Below are 21,439 nucleotides of genomic sequence, written 5' to 3'. Positions count from 1 at the left end.
GGAAAGTTAACATATCGCTTCATCCGGATGAATGTTCATCCCTCGTCACCGCCGGAGCCACCCCCATGCATCGCCCCCATCCCCGCCCGCTCGCCCTGGCCAGCGCCCTTTCCTTGATCCTTGCCGCGCCCGCCTTCGCCCAAGAGGCGGCGAGCGCCACCACGCTCGATACGGTGATCGTCACCGGCACCCGCGCCAGCGACCGCACCGTGCTCGAATCCACCGCGCCGGTGGACGTGCTCACCGCCGAGGACATCCGCAAGGCCGGCGTGGTCAATGGCGAGCTGGGCAGCGCGCTGCAGGCTTTGCTGCCGTCGTTCAACTTCCCGCGCCAGTCCAACTCCGGCGGCGCGGACCACATTCGCGCCGCGCAGTTGCGCGGGCTGTCGCCGGACCAGGTACTGGTGCTGGTGAACGGCAAGCGCCGCCACGTCTCGGCGCTGGTCAACACCGACAGCAAGATCGGCAAGGGCACCACGCCGGTGGACTTCAATTCGATCCCGGTCAGCGCGATCTCGCGCATCGAGGTGCTGCGCGACGGCGCCGGCGCGCAGTACGGCTCGGACGCGATTGCCGGCGTGATCAACGTGATCCTGGACAACGACCCGGACAGCGGCGCGGTGGAAGCCAGCTTCGGCGCGCACCACACCGACCTCAAGCCGATCGACCGCACGATCACCGACGGCCAGACCAGCTACCTCAGCGCCAAGGCCGGTACGCGCCTGGGCGGGGACGGCGGCTTCATCAAGGCCGGCCTGGAGCTGAAGAACCGCGAAGCCACCAACCGGGCCGGCTTCGACCTCATCCCGCCGTGGGAGCAGACCGACAACAACCTCGCCCTGCAGGGCAAGCGCAACTACGCCATGGGCGATGGCCACAGCAAGGACATCAACGCGTGGTTCAACGGCGAGCTGCCGTTCGGCCAGGACGGCCAAGGCCGGCTGTACGCGTTCGGCACCTACAACTCGCGCGATACCGAGGGCGACAACTACTTCCGCTACCCGGACGACAGCAGCAACTGGCCGGAGGTGTACCCGAATGGTTATCGGCCGGTATCGCTAGGCGACAACCAGGACCTGCAACTGGTGGCCGGCGCACGTGGCCAGTGGGGCGAGTGGGACTACGACGCCAGCGTGGACTATGGCCGCAACGACTTCACTTACCGCCTGAAGAACTCGCTCAATGCCTCGCTCGGCCCGGACAGCCCGACCCGCTTCCGCACCGGCAGCTATGCCTTCGCGCAGACCGTGGGCAACTTCGACCTGAGCCGGGTGTTCAATACCGACGGCGCCAGCCACACGCTGGGCACCGGCGTGGAGCTGCGCCGCGAGGAATACCGCACCCACGCCGGCGACCCCGCCAGCTACGCCGCCGGCCCGTACACCGACCGCCCCACCGGTTCGCAGGCCGGCGGAGGCCTGAGCCCGCAGGACGAGGCCGACCTCTCGCGCAACGTGCTCGGCGCCTATGTGAGCCTGTCGAGCCAGTTCGGCGAGAAGTTCTCCACCGACATCGCCGGCCGCTACGAGCATTACCAGGACTTCGGCAGCCAGTGGACCGGCAAGCTCGCCGCGCGCTATGAATTCGTGCCGGCCTTCGCGCTGCGCGCCGCCATCTCCAACAATTTCCGCGCGCCCTCGCTGAGCCAGATCGGCTACGAGGCCACCTCCACCGGCTACGATGCGGCCGGCCGCCTCACCCAGGGCCGGCTGCTCTCGGTGAACAATCCCATCGCCCAGGCGCTCGGCGCGCGGCCGCTGGACCCGGAGAAGTCGCGCAACTACAGCTTCGGCTTCACCAGCCGCGTGGGCGAGCACTTCGACCTGTCGCTGGATTTCTTCCAGATCGACATCGACGACCGCGTGGCGCTGTCGGAGGACATCACCGGCGATGCGCTGACCACCTTCGTGGAAGACAACTTCGGTGTGAGCGGCGTGCAGAGCGCGAGCTTCTTCGTCAACGCGGCCGATACCCGCACGCGCGGCGCCGAACTGGTCGCCAACTGGCGCCAGGCGTTGGCGGGCGGGCAGCTGCTGCTGACCGGCACCTACAGCTACGCGAAGACCGAACTGAAGGACATCGTCGCCACGCCGGCCGAATTGCTGGCGCTGGACCCGGACTACGTGCTGTTCGGCGTGGAGGAGAGCAACACCCTCACCGACGCGACCCCGCGCACCCGCGGGCAATTCGCCGCCAACTGGAGCAACGACCGCTGGGCGCTGCAATCGCGCCTGAGCCGCTACGGCAGCGCCACGCGCGTGTTCGATTTCGGGGACGGCTACATTCCGCGGCAGACCTACGGCGCGGAGTGGCAGCTGGACCTGGAGGTCGAGTACCACGTGACCCCGCAGTGGAGCGTGGCGCTGGGCGGGCAGAACGTGCTGGACAACTACTCGGACAAGTCCAACGAGGACATCTACTACTTCGGCAACCTGCCGTACGACGTGCTGTCGCCGATCGGCAGCAACGGCGCTTACTGGTACGGACGGGTGCGCTACACCTTCTGACCGGCGCGCAGCCGGATGCACGGCGCCGGCGCCGGGCCCAATGGCCTGGCGCCGGCACCAGGCCGGCCACGGACGCCCGCGGGCGAGGCCTCCCCGAGCGTTCCGTAACCTGAATATCACGCCCGCTTTGACACAATGGGGGGCATGTCTGAAATCCCCCCTTTCCGACCGCCGCCGCCGTTGCTGGACGATGGCTGCGCGCTGTTCCTCGATGTCGATGGCACGCTGATCGAATTCGCGGAGGATCCGTTGCAGGTCCGCCTGCTGCCGCAGGTCCGCGAAGCCATTGGCGTACTGAGCGACCGCCTCGGCGGCGCGGTGGCGCTGGTCAGCGGCCGCCCGTTGTCCCAGCTCGACGCCCTCTTCGCCCCGCTGCGGTTGCCCGCTGCCGGCCTGCACGGCCATGAGCTGCGCAGCGAACTGGCCGCCCGCCACGACATGCCCGCCGCCGACGACACCACCGACTGGCTGCACACGCTGCACCAGCGTGCCGCGCACATGGCGCAGGCCCATCCCGGCGTGCTGGTCGAGGACAAGGGCGTCAGCATGGCCCTGCACTGGCGCGGCGCGCCGCAGTCGGCCGACGCGGTGATCGCGTTCGCCCACGATGCGCTCGCGCAGCTGCCCGGCTACCGCCTGCAGCCCGGCGACCATGTCGTCGAGTTCGTGCCGCAGGGCAGCGACAAGGGCGTGGCGGTCGAACAGCTGATGCAGCGCGCGCCGTTCCTTGGCCGCGTGCCGGTGTTCGTCGGCGACGACCTCACCGACGAATACGGCTTCATCGCCGCCCAGCGGCTCGGCGGCTGGGCGGTACGCGTGGGCACGCGCGAACCGACGCAAGCGCGCCACGCCCTGGCCGACCCCCTCGCCGTCCACGCCTGGCTGCAGGAGAACGCCAGCCGCGGATGATCCCTCCGCCCTCCCCCCGGAAACACCGAGGATTCTCCCCCGTTATGAGCGAACCGAACCTGGACCTGGGCGTCATCGGCAACTGCAGCTTCGGCGCCCTCATCGACCGCCAGGCCCGCGTGGTCTGGAGCTGCCTGCCCACCTTCGATGGCGACCCGGCCTTCTGCCACCTGCTCTCGCCGCGCATCGAGGGCGGCGATTTCTCGGTCGAACTGGAAGATTTCCAGGAGAGCGAGCAGGCCTACATCCCGAATACCGCGATCCTGCGCACCGTCTTGCGCGACAGCAAAGGCGGCGCGATCGAGGTGATCGACTTCGCGCCGCGCTGGCGCAACCACAACCGGTTCTACCGGCCGGTCAGCATCGTGCGCAAGATCCGCCCGCTGTCCGGCGCGCCGCGCATCGTGGTGCGCGCGCGCCCGCTGGCCGACTGGGGCGCGCGGGCGCCCGAATCGACCTGGGGCAGCAACCACATCCGCTGGCTGCTGCCGGACTTCACCCTGCGCCTGACCACCGATGTGCCGATCCGCTTCGTGCGCGACGCGCTGCCGTTCGTGCTCAACCACCCGGTGCACCTGGTGCTGGGCGTGGACGAATCGCTGATGCGCTCGCTGACCGGCTACGTGCAGGAAGCCTACGAACGCACCGAAGAATACTGGCGCGAGTGGGTGCGCTACCTCTCCGTGCCGCTGGACTGGCAGGAGGCGGTGATCCGCAGCGCGATCACCCTCAAGTTGTGCCAGTACGAGGACAGCGGCGCGATCATCGCCGCGATGACCACCTCCATCCCCGAGGCGCCGCATACCCCGCGCAACTGGGACTACCGCTACTGCTGGCTGCGCGATGCCGCCTTCGTGGTGCGCGCGCTCAACCGGCTCGGCGCCACCCGCACGATGGAGCAGTTCATCTCCTACATCTTCAACATCGCCACCACCGACGGCACGATGCAGCCGCTGTACGGCATCGGCTTCGAATCGGCGCTGGAGGAGCACGAGGTCGAATCGCTGGCGGGCTACCGCGGCATGGGCCCAGTGCGGCGCGGCAACCTGGCGTGGATCCAGAAGCAGCACGATGTGTACGGCAGCGTGGTGCTGGCCTCCACGCAGCTGTTCTTCGACCTGCGCCTGAAGGACCCGGGCGACGAGGCCACCTTCCGCCGCATGGAGCCGCTGGGCGAACGCGCCTACGCGCTCTACAACGTGCCCGACGCCGGGCTGTGGGAGTTCCGCGGCCGTGCCGAGGTGCATACCTATACCGCGGCGATGTGCTGGGCGGCGTGCGACCGCTTGGCCAAGATCGCCGACCGGCTGGGCCTGGCGGATCGCCGCGCCTACTGGCGCACGCGCGCCGACGAGCTGCGCGCGCACGTGCTGGGCGAGGCGTGGAGCGAGGAGCGCAACCACTTCACCGACACGCTCGGCGGCCACCGCCTGGATGCCTCGCTGTTGCTGCTGGCCGATATCGGCATCGTCGACGCGATGGACCCGCGCTTCATCGGCACCGTGGAAGCCATCGGCCGCGATCTGAAGCACGGCGATTCGCTGTACCGCTACATCGCGCCGGACGACTTCGGCGAACCGGAAACCAGCTTCACTATCTGCACCTTCTGGTACATCGACGCGCTGGCCGCGATCGGGCGCAAGGACGAGGCGCGGCAGATGTTCGAACGCATCCTCGACCGTCGCAACCACCTGGGCCTGCTGTCGGAAGACCTGGCCTTCGAGGACGGCGAGGCCTGGGGCAATTTCCCCCAGACGTATTCGCATGTGGGGCTGATCATCGCCGCCATGCGCTTGTCCCGGAGTTGGCAGGAGGCTTCATGAGCAGATTGGTCGTCGTTTCCAACCGTGTCGCGGTGCCGGGCGAAACCCGCGCCGGCGGACTGGCCGTAGGCCTGCTGGCCGCGCTGCGCGAGCGTGGCGGCGTGTGGTTCGGCTGGAACGGCAAGGTCGCGCGCGGCGAGAGCGGCCAGACGCACGAGCAGGTGGAGGGCGACATCCGCTTCGTCACCATGGACCTCAACAAGCGCGACCTGGATGCCTACTACAACGGCTTCGCCAATCGCACGCTGTGGCCGCTGCTGCATTTCCGCCTGGACCTGGTGGACTACGACCGCAACAAGCGCGACGGCTATCGCCGGGTCAACGCGCTGTTCGCCGACAAGCTCGCGCCGCTGCTGCGCGACGACGACACGGTGTGGATCCACGATTACCACCTGATCCCGCTGGCCTCGCTGCTGCGCGAGCGGGGCATCGGCTGCAAGATCGGCTTCTTCCTGCATGTGCCGATGCCCTCGGCCGACCTGGTGCAGGCCATGCCCGACCACGCGCGGTTGTTCTCCACGCTGTATGCCTACGACCTGGTCGGTTTCCAGACCCAGCGCGACGTGGACCGCTTCCTGTCCTACGTGCGCCTGTTCGGCGGCGGGCGCCTGTTGGGGGATGGCATGCTCGAAGCCCCCGGCGGCCGCCAGCTGCGCGCGGCGGCCTTCCCGATCGGCATCGATACCGAGTTGATCGCCAAGCAGGCCAAGGCGGCCATGGGCAAGCAGTCGGTGCGCAGCCTGCGCAGCAGCCTGCGCGACCGGCAACTGGCCATCGGCGTGGACCGGCTGGATTACTCCAAGGGCCTGCCGGAGCGTTTCCGCGGCTTCGAGCGCTACCTGGAGCGGCATCCGGACCAGCACGGCACGCTGACCTACCTGCAGATCGCACCGGTCTCGCGTGGCGAGGTGGCCGAGTACCGCGACCTGCGCAGCCAGCTGGAACAGATCGCCGGGCACATCAACGGCGGCCACGCCGAGCCGGACTGGACGCCGCTGCGCTACGTCAACCAGAACTTCACCCATGCCACGCTGACCGGCTTCTACCGCAGCGCGGCCGTGGGCCTGGTGACGCCGCTGCGCGACGGCATGAACCTGGTGGCCAAGGAATACGTGGCCGCGCAGGATCCGGAGAATCCCGGCGTGCTGGTGCTCTCGCTGCTGGCGGGCGCGGCCGACGAGCTGCGCGAGGCCTTGCTGGTCAATCCGCACGACCTGGACGGCGTGGCCGACGCCATCGCCACGGCGGCGACGCTGGCCAAGCCCAAGCGCATCGAGCGCTGGCACGCGATGATGGAGCACCTGCGCCACAACGACATCAATCACTGGCGCCAGCGCTACCTGGAGGCGCTGGACGCGGCGTGAGGGGCCCGCCCTTGCGCCTTACGGGGCGATCCAGGCCAGCGTGGCCAGCCGGCCGCTGCGGCGGTCGCGGCGGTGGGAGAAGAAGTGCTGCGGTTCGCTGATGGTGCAGCGGTCGCCGCCGTGCAGGGCTTCCGGGGCCAATCCCGCCGATAGCAGGCGCTGCCGCGCCAGCGCGTACAAGTCCACGCGCCAGTGCCCGGGGCGGGTCGCCACGAACGCGGCCTGCGCCGCCGGGTCGTGCGCGAGGAACGCGGCACGCACGTCCTCGCCGATCTCGTAGGCCTGCGGCCCCGCGGCCGGGCCCAGCCAGGCGTGCAGTCGCGCGGGCGGCGTGTGCATGGCCGCCACGGTGCGTTCGAGCACACCGTCGGCCAGCCCGCGCCAGCCGGCGTGGGCGGCGCCGATCTCGCGGCCATCGTCCGCCGCGAAGACCACCGGCAGGCAATCGGCGGTCAGGATCGCCAGCACCACCCCGGGCACCGAGGTGACGGCGGCGTCGGCCGTGGGCTCGTGCTCGGGTCCCTGCCCGGCAGGTGGCGCATCGAAGCGCAGCACCGCGGTGCCGTGGACCTGCCGCAGCCAATGCGGCGCGGAGGGCAGCCCGGCCAGGGCCTGCAACTGCGCGCGGTTGGCGGCCACGGCCTCGGGCCGGTCGCCCTCCGGGCTGCTGCGATTGCCCAGGTTGAAGTCATCGAACGGCGGGGCGGACACGCCGGCGCCATGGCGCAGCGTCACCAGCGCGCGCACGCCCGCGGGCACGGGCCAGTCCGGCGCGAGCCAGGGCATGGCGGCGGCCATCAGCGGCGCTCGCGTTCCGCGGCGGCGGCCGTGTCGGCCCGCAGGGCGTCCATCAGCCGCTTCAGGTCGGCCGGCACCGGGGCGCTGGCGCGCACCGGCTCGCCGCTGACCGGATGGGCGAATTCCAGCGTCTCGGCGTGCAGCGCCTGGCGCTTGAAGCCGCGCAGCTCGGCGGCGAGTTCCTCGGTGGCGCCCTTGGGCAGCTTCAGCGGACCGCCGTACAGCGGGTCGCCGATGATGGGGTGCTTGAGATGCGCCATGTGCACGCGGATCTGGTGCGTGCGCCCGGTCTCCAGCCGGCACTCCAGCGCGGTATGGGCACGGAAGCGCTCGCGCAGGCGGAAATGGGTGACGGCCTCGCGCCCGTCCTCGCGCACGGCCATCTTCAGACGGTCGCGCGGGTGGCGGTCGATCGGCGCATTGGCGGTACCGCCGGAGACCAGCGCGCCGACCACCACGGCCAGGTATTGCCGGTGCACCTGCCGGGCCGAGAGCTGCTCGACCAGCGCGGTCTGCGCCTCCAGCGTGCGGGCCACCACCATCACGCCGCTGGTGTCCTTGTCCAGGCGATGCACGATGCCCGCGCGCGGCAGGGCCGACAGCGCCGGGTCCCGGTGCAGGAGCGCATTGACCAGGGTGCCGTCCGGGTTGCCGGCGCCGGGGTGGACCACCAGCCCGGCTGGCTTGTCGATCACGAAGACCTGTGCGTCCTCGTACAGCACGTCCAGGGGGATGTCCTGCGGCACGGCGTGGGTCTGGGTTTCCAGCACGGCCTGCAAGGTCACCACCTCGCCGCCCTTGACCGCATCGCGCGGGCGGGCCGGGCTGCCGTCCAGCAGGGCGTCCCCGGACTTGATCCATTCGGCCAGGCGCGAACGGGAGAATTCGGGGAACAGCTCGGCCAGGACGGCATCGAAGCGGCGTCCGGCGGCGCCATCGGGCACCACGGCCTGGCGGGGATCAGCGGGGGTCTGGGACATGGAAAGGCACGGCAGAAGGGTGGGAATCGGCGTCCGGCGGACAATTTCAGTCGCTGGACAGGCCACTAGGCTATCATCGCCCTTTCGTTTTCCAGCTGCGTCCCGCCCGAACCATGATCCGACGCTCCGCAACGATGTCCGCGACCTTCCGCCTGTTCGCCCTGCTGCTGGTCGTGGCCCTGTTCGCCACCGGCTGCCACCGCGGCGCCAAGGACAAGAACCCCGACGAGGGCGTCCCCGTCGAGCAGCTCTACAACAAGGCCCATGGTCTGGCCAAGAAGGGCAACTGGGCCGGCGCCGAAGGCAGCTTCAAGCGCCTGATCGCGCAGTATCCCTACGGCCCGTACACCGAGCAGGCGATGATCGAGATCGCCTACGCGCAGTACAAGGCGGGCAAGCACGACGACGCGGTGTCGAGCATCGACCGCTTCATCCGCACCTACCCGACCCACCGCAACATCGCCTACCTGTACTACCTGCGCGGCCTGTCCAACTCCAACCGCGACACGATCTTCCTGCGCCGCGTCTGGTCGCTGGACCCGAGCCGCCGTGACCTCTCCACGCCGCTGCAGGCCTACAACGACTTCAACACCGTGGCCGACCGCTACCCGAACAGCCGCTACGCCGCCGATGCGCGCGCGCGGATGATCGTGCTGCGCGACGTATTCGCCCAGCACGAGCTGGACAACGCGCTGTATTACATGCGCCGCGGCGCTTGGGTGTCGGCGGCTGGCCGCGCCAACTACCTGCTGGAAACCTATCCGCAGAGCGCGTTCCAGTACGACGCCATCGCGGTGCTGGGCGAGGCCTACACGCAGCTTGGCAACAAGCCGCTGGCCGACGACGCGCGCCGCGTGCTGGAACTCAACGATCCCCAGCACCCGTGGCTGGAGGGCAAGTGGCCGAAGTATCCGTGGGCGATCCGCAAGCTGAACCCCTTCGCTGGCGAGAAGTCCGCCGCGACCGGCCAGCGCAACGCGATCATGGACAAGAAGTAACAGACTTCTGATCGCAAGAACGACAAAGGGCCCGCAAGGGCCCTTTTTTGTTCGCCTCCACACATCCATCCGCAAGTGGAGCCCCCCTTTGTTAAGGGGCGCGCGCCGAAGGCGCGGAGGATAGGCAAGGCAAGCGCTGGGGCCCGAAGTTTGCGCAGCAAACTTTGGGGGCTAGGCCCGCGCAGCGGGACTAGCCAGCCGGGACTAGCCAGCGTAGCCGTTGGTGATCGGGTAGCGGCGCTCGCGCCCGAAGGCCCGGCGCGACACCTTCGGCCCCGGCGCGGCCTGGTGGCGCTTCCACTCGCTGATCCGCACCAGCCGCAGCACCTTGTCCACTACCTCGGGCGCGTAGCCGGCGGCGACGATCTCCTCGCGCGATTGCTCCTGGTCCACATAGCGGTAGAGGATGCCGTCCAGCACATCGTAGGCGGGCAGCGAATCCTGGTCGGTCTGGTTGGCGCGCAATTCGGCCGACGGCGGCCGGGCGATCACCGCCGGCGGAATCACCGGCGCGCCGCCCACGGTGTTGCGCCACTTCGCCAGGCCGAACACCTCGGTCTTGTAGAGGTCCTTCAGCGGCGCGTAGCCGCCGCACATGTCGCCATAGATGGTGGCGTAGCCGACCGCGTACTCGCTCTTGTTGCCGGTGGTCAGCAACAGGCCGCCGAACTTGTTGGCCAGCGCCATCAGGATCACGCCGCGGCTGCGCGACTGCAGGTTCTCCTCGGTGATGTCCGGCGTGGTGCCCTCGAACAGCGGCCCGAGCGCCTGCAGCAGGCCCTGGAACGCCGGCTCGATCTCGACCGCCTCCAGCTTCACGCCCAGCGTGGCGCACTGCTCGGCGGCCAGGTCGTTGGACAACCCGGCCGTGTAGCGCGAAGGCAGGCGCACCGCGGTGACGTTCTCCGCGCCCAGCGCATCGACCGCCAAGGCGAGCACGAGCGCCGAATCGATGCCGCCGGAAAGCCCCAGCCACACCTTGCCGAAGCCGTTCTTGCCACAGTAGTCGCGCAAGCCGCGCACCACCGCGCGCCAGGCCAGCGCGTCCATGCTCTCGTCGCCATCGTCCATCCACACCACGGGCAGGAAGCGGCGCTCCTGGCGGCTGTACTCGACCACCAGCCACTGGTCGGTGAAGGCCGCGGCGGCCGGGTGCACCGTGCCATCGCCATCGGCGACCACCGAGGCGCCATCGAACACCAGCGCATCCTGGCCGCCGACGACATTGAGGTAGGCGATCGCCGCCCCGCTCTCGCGGGTGCGCTCTGCGAGCAGCGCGTCGCGCTGGGCATGCTTGCCGCGCTCGAAAGGCGAGGCGTTGGGCACCAGCACCAGCTCGGCACCGGCATCGACCGTGCCGCGCAGCGGCTCGGGGAACCACAGATCCTCGCAGATCACCAGGCCCACCGGCACGCCGTTGACCTCGAACACGCAGTTGCCACCGTCCGGGTCCACGTCGAAATAGCGCCGCTCGTCGAACACCGCGTAGTTGGGCAGTTCGCGCTTGCGATAGGTATGCGCCACGCGGCCCTCGCGCAGCACCGAGGCGGCGTTGTAGACCACGCTGCCGGCGCTCTGCGGCCAGCCGACCACCGCCACGATGCCTTGCGCGGCCTGCGCGATGCGCTGCACGGCCTGCTCGCAATCGGCCAGGAAGCCGGGGCGCAGCAGCAGGTCTTCCGGCGGGTAGCCGCTGATGGCCAGTTCGGGGAACAGTACGAGGTCGGCGCCGAACTCGTCGCGCGCCTGCGCGATGAACTCGATGATGCGCGCGGTGTTGCCGGCCACGGCGCCGACGGGGAAATCGAACTGGGCCAGGGCGATGCGGAGCGTCTGCGACATGCGGTGCCTCGGTATGGCGCCGGCGGCCGAACGGGGCCGCGCGGGAGGAAGAGATCCGTGCCTCCAGACGCCGGAAGGGCGCGGACAGCCACGGGATTACGCTGCCCGCCCATTATTCCAGAAGCGCACGGCGCCGGACCCGCCCGTGGCGGCACGCGCGGAACGCGCAAAAAAGGAAAGGCCGCCCGAAGGCGGCCTTTCCGTCCACGCCGAAGCGTCGACTTACTTCTTCAGGCGCGCGGCAATCGCCGCACCCAGGTCGCCCGGCGAACGGACGGTGGTGACGCCGGCCGCTTCCATCGCGGCGAACTTGCCTTCCGCGGTGCCCTTGCCGCCCGAGGCGATCGCACCGGCGTGGCCCATGCGCTTGCCGGCCGGGGCCGAGGCACCGGCGATGAAGCCGACGACCGGCTTCTTCACGTGCTTGGCGATGTACTCGGCGCCGGCTTCCTCGGCGTCGCCGCCGATTTCGCCGACCATGATGATGCCTTCGGTCTGCGGGTCTTCGTTGAACAGCTTGAGGCAGTCGACGAAGTTCAGGCCGTTGATCGGGTCGCCGCCGATGCCGATGCAGGTCGACTGGCCCAGGCCCACTTCGGTGGTCTGCTTGACCGCTTCATAGGTCAGCGTGCCCGAGCGCGAGACGATGCCGATCTTGCCCGGCATGTGGATGTGGCCCGGCATGATGCCGATCTTGCACTCGCCCGGGGTGATCACGCCGGGGCAGTTCGGCCCGATCAGCACGGTGTCCGGGTGCGAACGGGTCAGCACGTTCTTCACGCGCAGCATGTCCAGCACCGGGATGCCCTCGGTGATGCACACGATGACCTTGATGCCGGCCGCGGCCGCTTCCAGGATCGCGTCGGCCGCGAACGGCGGCGGGACGTAGATGACCGAGGCGTCCGCGCCGGTGCTGGCCACGGCGTCGGCGACGGTGTTGAACACCGGCAGGTCGATGTGGGTGGTGCCGCCCTTGCCCGGGGTGACGCCGCCGACGACCTGGGTGCCGTACTCGATCATCTGGGTGGCGTGGAAGGTGCCCTGCTGGCCGGTAAAGCCCTGCACGATCACCTTGGTGTTCTTGTTGATCAAAACGCTCATGGGAATTCCTGGTTCGGTGACGTGGATTAGGCGGCGGCCTTGACCGCTTCAACGACCTTCTTGGCGCCGTCGTTGATGTTGTCGGCCGGGATGATGGCCATGCCGCTGTCGCGCAGCAGCTGCTTGCCTTCTTCCACGTTGGTGCCTTCCAGGCGCACCACGACCGGGACCTTGACGCCCACTTCCTTCACCGCGGCGATGATGCCCTCGGCGATCATGTCGCAGCGGACGATGCCGCCGAAGATGTTGACGAAGATGCCCTCGACCTTGTCCGAAGACAGGATCAGCTTGAACGCCTCGATCACGCGCTGCTTGTTCGCGCCGCCGCCCACGTCCAGGAAGTTCGCCGGCTCGCCGCCGTTGAGCTTGATGACGTCCATGGTGGCCATCGCCAGGCCGGCGCCGTTCACCATGCAACCGATGTTGCCGTCCATGGTGACGTAGTTGATGTCCAGCTCCGAAGCGGTGACTTCGGTTTCGTCTTCCTGGGACTTGTCGCGCATGGCGACCAGTTCCTTGTGGCGGAAGTTGGCGTTGTCGTCGCTGTTGAACTTGCCGTCCAGCGCGTACAGGTTGCCGTCGTCCAGGATCGCCAGCGGGTTGATCTCCACCAGCGCCAGGTCCTTCTCGTTGAAGATGCGGTACAGGTTCACCATGATGTTGGCGAACTGGCCGGCCTGCTTGGCGGTCAGGCCCATCTTGAAGCCGATGTCGCGGCCGTGGTAACCCTGCACGCCCTCGACGAAATCGACATTGAGGGTGTGGATCTTGTCCGGGGTTTCGGCGGCGACCTGCTCGATCTCCATGCCGCCCTCGGACGAGGCGATGTAGCTGATGGTCTTGGTGCCACGATCGACCAGCACCGACAGGTACAGCTCCTTGACGATCTCGCCGGCGGTGGTCACCAGCACCAGGTTGATCGGCAGCTCGACGCCGGCGGTCTGGTAGGTGGCCATCTTGGTGCCGAGCATCTTGCCGGCCGCGGCCTTCACGTCATCGACGGTCTTGCAGAACTTGACGCCGCCGGCCTTGCCGCGGCCGCCCGCATGGATCTGCGCCTTGACCATCCAGGGGCCATTGCCCAGCGACTTGGCGGCTTCGACCGCTTCGTCCGGGGTGGCGGCGACCTTGCCGGCCGGCACCGGGATGCCGTATTCGGCAAGCAGTTGTTTTGCCTGGTATTCGTGGAAATTCATGCGTCACCGTGGGAAAAGGAAATCGACCGCCGGGAGCGTGCGACGGCGGCGGAAACCACGGCCAGGGCGCACAAGCGGGCCGCCTATTGTCGCCCACCGCGCCCCGTGGCGCAAAATCGAGCAGGGCTATCGGCGCGATGGCGGCCCATTCCGGCAACACCCGCCCTCGCCGGCCCGCCGGGCCGTCGCCCTGCCGGCCTATACTCCGGGCCTGACCAATCCGAAGGGGAGTTCGGTTTGTCGCCCAGTGCTTCGCTCATCGACCGCATCGAATCGGCACCCCGGCGCGAGCTGTATTTCTTCGCGCTCTACCGGGTGCTGGTCGCCGGCCTGATCGCCGCGCTGGTGTTCAGCCCGCTCTCGGCGCTGGTGGGCGAGCCCAAGCTGCCGCAGCTGGCGCAGGCGCTGGCGGTCGTGTACCTGGCCCTGGCCCTGGGCCTGCTGGCGTGGGGCCGCAACGAGCAGTGGCTCAACACCATCGTGTTCTGCTCGGCGACGGTGGATATCGCCGCCGCCGCGTTGATGACCCACGCCCTGCCCAGCGCCAGCGCCGGCATCTCGATGATGCTGCTGTTCAACATCGCCGCCGCCGGCATGCTGCTGCCCTTGCGCCTGGCGATGAGCGTGGCGCTGATCGCCTGCTCGGCCACGGTGCTGGAATACCTGTGGAGCGCACTGGAAGGCAGCCAGAACAACCGCACCCTGGCCGAGCTGGCGATGTTTGCCGCCAGCTACCTGGCCATTGCCTACATCTGCTACCAGATCGGCCAGCGCGCGCGCAGCAACCAGCAGCTGGCCGAGCGCCGCGGCGCGGAGGTGGCCAACCTGTTCGAGGTCAACGAGCTGATCATCCGGCGCATGCGCACCGGCGTGCTGGTGGTGGACGCGGGCAACCGCATCACCCTGGCCAACGAGGCCGCCACCACGCTGATCGGCGATGCCGAGGGCAACACCGTCAGCGGCCTGCTGGAGCTTTCCAGCGCCGCGCCGGAGCTGGCCCGGCGCCTGCAGCGTTGGCGCAACGGCTGGCAGCAGGACGACGCGCCGCTGCAGCTCTCGCCCGACCAGCCGGAAGTGCAGCCGCGCTTCGCGCGCCTGCTCGCCGACAGCGACATGACGCTGGTGTTCCTGGACGACGCCACGGTGGTCTCGCGGCGGGCCGAGTCGCTCACCCTGTCCGCGCTGGGGCGGTTTTCGGCCAGCCTCGCGCACGAGATCCGCAACCCGCTGGCGGCGATCAACTACGCCGCGCAGCTGCTGGAGGAATCGCCGGCCATCGGCGAGGCCGACCGCCGGTTGCTGCAGATCATCCACCAGCAGTGCCAACGCACCAACGGCATCGTGGAGAGCGTGCTGGGGCTGGCGCGACGCGAGCGCGCCAATCCGGAAAACCTGGACCTGGCGGCCTTCGTGCGCCGCTTCGTGCTCGAGTACCGGCAGACCCTGTCGGTAGAGAACGACAGCCTGGAGGCGGTGATCGGGCAAACCTCGGTGCAGGCGTTGGTCGACCCGAAGCACCTGCACCAGATCCTCACCGCGCTGGTCCACAACGCGCTCAAGTACGGGCGCACGATGGACGAACCGGCACGGGTGCGGTTGCGCGTGGCCGCGCAGGAGCGCACGGCGGTGATCGACGTGATGGACCGCGGTCCGGGTATCCCGGAGGCCGTGGCCGCGCAGTTGTTCCGGCCGTTCTTCACCACCTCCGAGCACGGCACCGGGCTGGGCCTGTACATCGCCCGGGAGCTGTGCCGGGCGAACCAGGCGCGGCTGGAATACGTGGCGGTGCCGGCCGGCGGCGCCTGCTTCCGCATCACGCTGCCGGGGCCGCATACGATCCTGCCGGCCTGAATCGGACACCCGTATTCAGCCTCGGCCGACTGTCCCGGGGGGTCGCAAACCCGCAATATTTGTCGGTTCTGGCCCCTTCCGCTATCTTCCACATTCATGAACGACAGCCGAAGCGCCCTCGTTGTAGACGACGAACGCGATATCCGTGAACTGCTGGTTCTGACCTTGGGCCGCATGGGCCTGCGTATCAGCACCGCCGCCAACCTCGCCGAAGCCCGCGAGTTGCTGGCGAACAATCCCTACGACCTGTGCATCACCGACATGCGGTTGCCGGACGGCAACGGCATCGAGCTGGTGACGGAGATCGCGCGCCACTACCCGCGCACGCCGGTGGCGATGATCACCGCGTTCGGCAGCATGGACCTGGCGGTGGAGGCTCTCAAGGCGGGGGCCTTCGATTTCGTCAGCAAGCCGGTGGACATCTCGGTGCTGCGCGGCCTGGTCCGCCATGCGCTGGAGCTCAACAACGCCGAGCGCCCGGTGCCGCCCCCGCCGCCCCCGGAGCAGGCCAGCCGCCTGCTGGGCGACTCGGTGGCGATGGAGTCGCTACGCGCCACCATCACCAAGGTCGCGCGCAGCCAGGCGCCGGTGTACATCCTCGGCGAATCGGGCGTGGGCAAGGAACTGGTCGCCCGCACCATCCACGAGCAAGGAGCGCGCAGCGGCGGCCCGTTCGTGCCGGTGAACTGCGGCGCGATCCCGGCCGAGCTGATGGAAAGCGAGTTCTTCGGCCACAAGAAGGGCAGCTTCACCGGCGCCCACACCGACAAGCCCGGCCTGTTCCAGGCCGCCAACGGCGGCACGCTGTTCCTGGACGAGATCGCCGAGCTGCCGCTGCAGATGCAGGTCAAGCTGCTGCGCGCGATCCAGGAGAAATCCGTGCGCCCGGTGGGCGCATCGAACGAAGTACCGGTGGACGTGCGCATCCTCTCGGCCACGCACAAGGACCTGGCGGACCTCGTCGCCGAGGGCCGTTTCCGCCACGACCTCTACTACCGCATCAACGTGATCGAGCTGCGCGTGCCGCCGCTGCGCGAGCGCGGCGGCGACCTGCCGCAGCTGGCCGCGGCGATCTTGGCACGGCTGGCACGCAGCCACGGCCGGCCGATTCCGCTGCTCTCGCCGTCCGCGCTGGAAGCGCTGGACCGCTATCGCTTCCCCGGCAATGTGCGCGAGCTGGAGAACATCCTCGAGCGCGCCCTGGCCCTGGCCGAGGACGACCAGATCAGCGCCACCGACCTGCGGCTGCCACAGCACAACGGCGCACGCACCGCGGGCGCGGGCGCCGAGCCGCAGGAAGCGGTGGTCGATGTGGAACCCGGCGCGGCCGCCCTGCCCTCGTACATCGAGCAGCTGGAGCGTGCGGCGATCCAGAAGGCGCTGGAGGAGAACCGCTGGAACAAGACCCGCACCGCCGCGCAGTTGGGCATCACCTTCCGGGCGCTGCGGTACAAGTTGAAGAAGCTCGGCATGGAGTGACGCGCGCGTCGCGAGCCCACATAGCGAAAGGCCGCCCGAGGGCGGCCTTTCCTTTTGCGGATTGCCGGGCGCTCAATCCTTGGTGACGCGGTTGATCTCGGCCAGGCTGGTAATGCCCTGCGAGGCCTTCAGCAGCGCGGACTGGCGCAGGTCGTTCACGCCGATCGATTGCGCAGCCTCGGCAATCTGCAACGCGTTGCCACCGGCCAGGATGATGGTGGAGATCTCGTCGGTCATCGGCATGACCTGGTAGATACCGGTACGGCCCTTGTAGCCCTCGGTGCATTCCTCGCAGCCCACCGGCTCGTACAGGTCGATGCCGGCGGCGATCTGCTCGGGCGTGAAGCCTTCCGCGAGCAGGGCGTTCTCCGGCAGCTGCACCGGCCGCTTGCAGTTCGAGCACAGGCGGCGCGCCAGGCGCTGCGCGATCACCAGCGTGACCGAGCTGGTGATGTTGTACGGCGCGATGCCCATGTTCATCAGGCGCGCGATGGTCTGCGGCGCGTCGTTGGTGTGCAGCGTGGAGAGCACCATGTGGCCGGTCTGCGCCGCCTTGATGGCGATTTCGGCCGTTTCCAGATCGCGGATTTCGCCGACCATGATGATGTCCGGGTCCTGACGCAGGAACGAGCGCAGCGCGGCGGCGAAGGTCATGCCGCGCTTGTTGTTCTGCTGCACCTGGTTCACGCCGGGCAGGCGGATTTCGACCGGGTCCTCGGCGGTGGAGATGTTGCGCGTCTCGTCGTTGAGGATGCCCAGCGCGGTGTACAGCGACACCGTCTTGCCCGAGCCGGTGGGGCCGGTGACCAGCACCATGCCGTAGGGCTTGTGGATGGCTTCCAGGAACAGCTTCTGCTGCACCGGCTCGTAGCCGAGCTTGTCGATGCCGAGCTTGGCGGCGCTGCCGTCGAGGATACGCAGCACGATCTTCTCGCCGAACAGCGTGGGCAGCGTGCTGACGCGGAAGTCGATCTGCTTGGTCTTGGACAGGTTGAGCTTGATGCGGCCGTCCTGCGGCACGCGCTTTTCGGCGATGTCCAGCTGGGACATGACCTTCAGGCGCGCGGCGATGCGCTGGTTGAGCTTCACCGGGGCCTTGGCGACGTTCTTCAGCAGGCCGTCGATGCGGAAGCGGACGCGGTAGTCGTCTTCGTAGGGTTCGAAGTGGATGTCCGAGGCGCCCTTGCGGATGGCATCGACCAGCACCTTGTTGACGAACTTCACGACCGGAGTGTCGTCGCCCTTGGCATCGACGCCGGCGTCGCCGCCGGACATGTCCTCGTCGCCGCCACCGTCAACGTCGAGGTTGGCGATGCCGTCATCATCGCCGCCGCCCAGGGCGTCACCGATATTGCTGTGGTTGGCCTGCCAGGACTCCAGCGTGCGGCGGATCTGGTCCTCATCCACCAGGATAGGCTCCACCACCATGTTGGTGTGGAACTTGATGTCGTCCAGCGCGCGGGTCTGGGTGGGATTGCTGACACCGACAAACAGCCGGTTGCCGCGCTTGAACAGCGGGAGCACCTGGTGCTTCTGCAGCAGCTCCTCGCTCACCAGCTTGATGGCGTTCTGGCTGGCGTCGAACGCCGACACGTCCATCAGCGGCATGCCGAACTCCACCGCATTGGCGGCAGCGAGCTGGGCGGCGGAGACCAGCTTCTTCTCCGCGAACCACTGCGGCAGCGGAACCTTGGCGGCGGCCGCCTGGTCCATGGCCGCGCGCGCGGCGGTCTCGTCCATGGCGCCGTCCTGCACGAGGCGGCGGGCGATGCCGGTGATGCCGACCAAATTGGCGGTGGCTACTGCGTTCATATGTTCCCCAAACAAGCTCTTGTCCCTGCAGCGCCTCTCCCACGGTGCAAGGCTGCACGAACTGACTAGATATCGACTCCGGCGCAACTAGACGGCAAGTACTTCTGCTTGATCGTCGAGGTACAGGTCCAAACGATGTTACCGGAAGGCGACTCCCCTGCCACTAGAGCGGAGCCCGCAGCACCGGTAGGTGTCATGACAATCTGTCCGTTGCCTGCCTTCGCGGTGGTGATCACCGTAATAGTCCCGTTGGCGCCATCAATCGCAGTAGAGGTGACATTCGGCGAACCATCTGTCTCGGCCGTCAGCGAAGCACCGGTGGACAAATCCGCAGCCCCCTCTGATGCATTAACGATGACGGTTGCCTTGAGACCGCTTGCCAACACCAGCGCTTCAGACACTCGGGCTTTCACGACGTAGTCCTGATAGGCCGGCAAAGCAATGGCAGCCAAAATGGCGATGATCGCCACAACGATCATGAGCTCAATGAGCGTAAAGCCTTTCATGGCCCGATGTTTCATGCTTCCCCCAAGAAGCAACTTAGACGAATAACAGGCAGCAAGTAGCGTGCCATTATTAGCGCAGCCCCAAAAAAAAGAGCCCCCGCTATCGCGGAGGCTCTTGGCGAAGCGCAAGCCTGCGATTAGTTCGCAGCGCCGGTGCAGCTGCTCGGCAGATACTTCTGCTTGATGTCGGCCGAAGCACAGGTCCAGACGATGGTGCCTTCCGGCGGAGTGCCGGCCACCAGGGCGGCGCCGCCAGCCTGCGGAGTGAAGGTCACGGTGCCGTTGCCGGCCTTGTCGGTGGTCTGGACGCTGATGACACCGCTGGCAGCATCAATCTGGGTGTTGTCGACGTTCGGCGAACCATCGGCAGCGGTAGTGAGGGTAGCGCCCTTACCCAAATCGTCCTCACCCTGAGCGGCATTGTCAGCGACAACAACCTTGAGGCCGTCGGCGAGAACCATCGCCTCGGAGACGCGGGACTTAACAACGTAGTCCTGGTAAGCCGGCAGCGCGATGGCGGCCAGGATAGCAATGATCGCAACGACGATCATCAGTTCGATCAGGGTAAAGCCCTGCTGCTTCTTCATGAGTACATCCCCTAGAGGTTGGATTGGTGAAAGGCGCTCTTCCGGGTTGGCAGCAGAGCTGGCCTATCGGCAGGAGGTCCTGCGCAACAGCTGACGCAACATACGTGCCAAGTTTCTGACGCCGCCCGAAAGACTCCCCGGCGCCATCATCGCAGCTGGCACAAGGATTGGAAGCCCCAGAGGCCGCAATTGCGACCAAAACGGCGATGTGACGCAGAAGGTCACTTTTCGCCACTTCGAGGCAGGCCGACCTGCCCCGCCGCTTGAGGTACGCGGCACCCAGTCGGCTCAGCCCTCCAGTCGAGCCATACCCGCAGATAGCGTGACCCTCGGCACGGTTGCCTGTTTCCCCGTGTCATCGCCCAGCGGAACCCGTTACCATGCGGCAATACTCCGGCCTGGGGATGGTCGGTAGGGGAAACGACATGTCCGTAGCGCGTAGCGCCATCAAGAAAGCACCGGTCGACCGCAATACCAGTCAGATGCTGCCGTTCGTCTGGGAGGGAACAGACAAGCGTGGCGTGAAGATGAAGGGAGAGCAGTCCGCCAAGAATGCAAACTTCCTCCGCGCTGAGCTTCGAAAGCAGGGGATTACGCCGAGCGTTGTGAGGCCCAAGCCCAAGCCGCTGTTTGGAAGCGCGGGCAAGACTGTCGGCCCCAAGGACATAGCGTTCTTCAGCCGCCAGATGGCGACGATGATGAAGTCTGGCGTACCGATCGTCGGGGCCCTAGAAATCATTGGCGGCGGCCACAAGAATCCGCGAATGAAGAAGCTGGTCGGAGATATCCGTTCCGACATCGAGGGCGGCTCGTCGCTCTACGAGGCCATCAGCAAGCACCCCGTCCAGTTTGACGAGCTCTACCGCAACCTCGTTCGAGCGGGCGAAGGCGCTGGCGTCCTGGAAACTGTGCTGGACACGATTGCGTCCTACAAGGAGAACATCGAAGCGCTGAAGGGCAAGATCAAGAAGGCGCTGTTTTATCCAGCCATGGTGGTGGTTGTTGCCATCATCGTGAGTGCAATTCTGCTGCTTTTCGTCGTACCCCAGTTCGAGCAAGTCTTCGCTGGCTTTGGCGCAGATCTTCCCGCCTTTACCAAGATGATCGTTGCCGCGTCCAGGTTCATGGTTTCCTACTGGTTTCCATTACTGGTGGTGAGTGTCGGCAGCATCTTCGGCCTTCTCTTCCTATATAAACGCTCACCCAAGATGCAGCACACGATGGATCGCGTGATCCTCAAAGTGCCAGTCATCGGCGAGATCATGCATAACAGCTCGATCGCGCGTTTTGCCCGAACTACTGCCGTAACCTTCAAGGCGGGCGTGCCCTTGGTTGAAGCGCTCAGCATCGTGGCAGGCGCCACCGGCAACAAGGTGTATGAAGAGGCCGTCTTGCGTATGCGCGATGACGTTTCTGTCGGCTATCCGGTCAACATGGCGATGAAGCAGGTCAATCTGTTTCCCCATATGGTGATCCAGATGACTTCGATCGGCGAAGAAGCCGGCGCCCTCGACGCCATGCTGTTCAAGGTCGCCGAGTACTACGAGCAGGAAGTGAACAACGCCGTGGACGCCTTGAGCAGCCTGCTGGAACCGATGATCATGGTGTTCATTGGCACCATCGTGGGCGGCATGGTGATCGGCATGTACCTCCCGATCTTCAAGCTCGCGGCCGTCGTCGGATAAG

The 21,439-nt window shown here is 67.4% G+C and carries 16 protein-coding genes; 8 read left to right on the top strand and 8 right to left on the bottom strand.

The genetic code is table 11. From position 1 onward, the window contains the following. Positions 1-65: 65 nt before the first annotated feature. From P6166_RS10625 to otsA, 4 genes are all read left to right on the top strand, one after another. Positions 66-2,507, top strand: a complete 2,442-nt coding sequence (locus P6166_RS10625; RefSeq protein WP_277764433.1) for a TonB-dependent receptor — start codon at positions 66-68, stop codon at positions 2,505-2,507. A 144-nt stretch (positions 2,508-2,651) separates the two neighbouring features. Continuing rightward, a complete protein-coding gene (gene otsB, locus P6166_RS10620; RefSeq protein WP_277764432.1) occupies positions 2,652-3,416 on the top strand; it encodes a trehalose-phosphatase in 765 nt (254 codons plus the stop codon). Between the two features lie 44 nt (positions 3,417-3,460). Further along, a complete protein-coding gene (locus tag P6166_RS10615) occupies positions 3,461-5,239 on the top strand; it encodes a glycoside hydrolase family 15 protein (protein WP_277764431.1) in 1,779 nt (592 codons plus the stop codon). Next, a complete protein-coding gene (otsA, locus tag P6166_RS10610; protein WP_277764430.1) occupies positions 5,236-6,603 on the top strand; it encodes an alpha,alpha-trehalose-phosphate synthase (UDP-forming) in 1,368 nt (455 codons plus the stop codon). The genes P6166_RS10615 and otsA overlap by 4 nt, the downstream gene beginning before the upstream one ends. An 18-nt stretch (positions 6,604-6,621) precedes the next feature. On the opposite strand, the gene pgeF is transcribed toward otsA, so the two are convergent. After that, entirely contained in the window at positions 6,622-7,401 is a 780-nt protein-coding gene (gene pgeF, locus P6166_RS10605) for a peptidoglycan editing factor PgeF (RefSeq protein WP_277764429.1), read from the bottom strand. Further along, entirely contained in the window at positions 7,401-8,381 is a 981-nt protein-coding gene (gene rluD / locus P6166_RS10600) for a 23S rRNA pseudouridine(1911/1915/1917) synthase RluD (RefSeq protein WP_277764428.1), read from the bottom strand. Before rluD ends, pgeF begins: the two co-directional genes overlap by 1 nt. A 113-nt stretch (positions 8,382-8,494) precedes the next feature. Between rluD and P6166_RS10595 the strand changes: the two genes are divergently transcribed. Next, positions 8,495-9,379 (top strand): outer membrane protein assembly factor BamD, encoded by an 885-nt coding sequence (locus tag P6166_RS10595; protein ID WP_277764427.1) that lies wholly within the window; start codon positions 8,495-8,497, stop codon positions 9,377-9,379. A 204-nt stretch (positions 9,380-9,583) separates the two neighbouring features. On the opposite strand, the gene P6166_RS10590 is transcribed toward P6166_RS10595, so the two are convergent. The 3 genes from P6166_RS10590 to sucC form a co-directional block, all read right to left on the bottom strand. Further along, a complete protein-coding gene (locus P6166_RS10590; protein WP_277764426.1) occupies positions 9,584-11,221 on the bottom strand; it encodes an NAD+ synthase in 1,638 nt (545 codons plus the stop codon). A gap of 222 nt (positions 11,222-11,443) precedes the next feature. Continuing rightward, entirely contained in the window at positions 11,444-12,322 is an 879-nt protein-coding gene (gene sucD, locus P6166_RS10585) for a succinate--CoA ligase subunit alpha (RefSeq protein WP_130318750.1), read from the bottom strand. Positions 12,323-12,348: 26 nt separating this feature from the next. Beyond that, entirely contained in the window at positions 12,349-13,518 is a 1,170-nt protein-coding gene (gene sucC, locus P6166_RS10580) for an ADP-forming succinate--CoA ligase subunit beta (protein ID WP_277764425.1), read from the bottom strand. Between the two features lie 237 nt (positions 13,519-13,755). Between sucC and P6166_RS10575 the strand changes: the two genes are divergently transcribed. Together P6166_RS10575 and P6166_RS10570 are read left to right on the top strand one after the other, a co-directional pair. Then, positions 13,756-15,369 carry an ATP-binding protein gene (locus tag P6166_RS10575; protein WP_277764424.1) on the top strand — a complete coding sequence of 538 codons (1,614 nt, stop codon included), beginning with the start codon at positions 13,756-13,758 and terminating at the stop codon, positions 15,367-15,369. A 96-nt stretch (positions 15,370-15,465) separates the two neighbouring features. Then, the gene (locus tag P6166_RS10570; protein ID WP_277764423.1) at positions 15,466-16,848 is read left to right on the top strand and encodes a sigma-54 dependent transcriptional regulator; all 1,383 of its coding nucleotides are present in this window, start codon (positions 15,466-15,468) and stop codon (positions 16,846-16,848) included. 72 nt (positions 16,849-16,920) lie between these two features. On the opposite strand, the gene pilB is transcribed toward P6166_RS10570, so the two are convergent. From pilB to P6166_RS10555, 3 genes are all read right to left on the bottom strand, one after another. After that, positions 16,921-18,660, bottom strand: a complete 1,740-nt coding sequence (pilB, locus tag P6166_RS10565; protein ID WP_277764422.1) for a type IV-A pilus assembly ATPase PilB — start codon at positions 18,658-18,660, stop codon at positions 16,921-16,923. 65 nt (positions 18,661-18,725) lie between these two features. Next, positions 18,726-19,166 (bottom strand): pilin, encoded by a 441-nt coding sequence (locus P6166_RS10560; RefSeq protein ID WP_277764421.1) that lies wholly within the window; start codon positions 19,164-19,166, stop codon positions 18,726-18,728. Positions 19,167-19,303: 137 nt separating this feature from the next. Next, complete coding sequence (locus P6166_RS10555; protein ID WP_277764420.1) at positions 19,304-19,753, bottom strand: pilin; 450 nt, start codon at positions 19,751-19,753, stop codon at positions 19,304-19,306. Between the two features lie 425 nt (positions 19,754-20,178). Between P6166_RS10555 and P6166_RS10550 the strand changes: the two genes are divergently transcribed. Continuing rightward, entirely contained in the window at positions 20,179-21,438 is a 1,260-nt protein-coding gene (locus tag P6166_RS10550; RefSeq protein ID WP_277764419.1) for a type II secretion system F family protein, read from the top strand. The last annotated feature ends 1 nt before the right edge of the window (position 21,439 follow it).

The organism is Stenotrophomonas sp. HITSZ_GD (assembly GCF_029543105.1).
In the GTDB taxonomy this organism is placed as follows: Bacteria; Pseudomonadota; Gammaproteobacteria; order Xanthomonadales; family Xanthomonadaceae; genus Stenotrophomonas_A.
This window is presented reverse-complemented; position numbering and strand designations above follow the sequence as displayed.